Consider the following 660-nt stretch of genomic DNA (forward strand, 5'->3'; position numbering starts at 1 on the left):
GGCCCAGGTCGTACGCCAGGATCGTCGCCCGTACCCGGTCGCGCAGGCCGAGCTTGCGCAGGACCGCGTTCACGTGGGACTGCACCGTGCCGACCGTGATCCGCAGCTCCCCGGCGATCTCCGCGTCGTCCAGGCCCTGGGCCACCAGGGTCAGTACGTGGCGTTCGCGGGCCGTCAGGGCGGACAGCGGGTCCCGGCCCGGGGCGAGACGGCCCGGGGCGGGACGGTGCCGGGCGCTCGGTGACGCGGTGCGGTGGCCGATCAGGCGGCGTGTCGCGGAGGGGGCCAGGACGCTTGCGCCGGTTCCCAACAGCCTTACGGCGGCGAGGAGTTCGGGGACGCGTACGTCCTTCAGGAGGAAGCCGGAGGCTCCGGCGCGCAGGGCGTCGAAGACGTACGCGTCGAGGCCGAAGGTGGTCAGGACCAGGACGCGCGGCGCGGCTCGGCGGCCCGTGATGACGCGGGTGGCGGCGATGCTGTCGAGGCCGGGCATGCGGACGTCCATGACGACCACGTCGGGCGCCAGTTCCCCGGCGAGGCGTACCGCCGTGGCGCCGTCCGCCGCCTCTCCCACGACCGCCATGTCGTCCTCGGCGTCAATCACGGCCGCGAAGCCCGCGCGGACCACTTTCCGGCCGTCCGCCACCAGCACCTTGAGGG

At 74.4% G+C, this 660-nt stretch carries 1 protein-coding gene; it reads right to left on the reverse strand.

The window, feature by feature from the left end; translation table 11 throughout:
- The coding region (locus AB8Z36_RS41615; protein ID WP_369218511.1) for a response regulator at positions 1-660 on the reverse strand (660 nt) is incomplete at both ends.

Source organism: Streptomyces flavofungini (assembly GCF_041028215.1).
GTDB classification, from domain to species: Bacteria; Actinomycetota; Actinomycetes; order Streptomycetales; family Streptomycetaceae; genus Streptomyces; species Streptomyces flavofungini_B.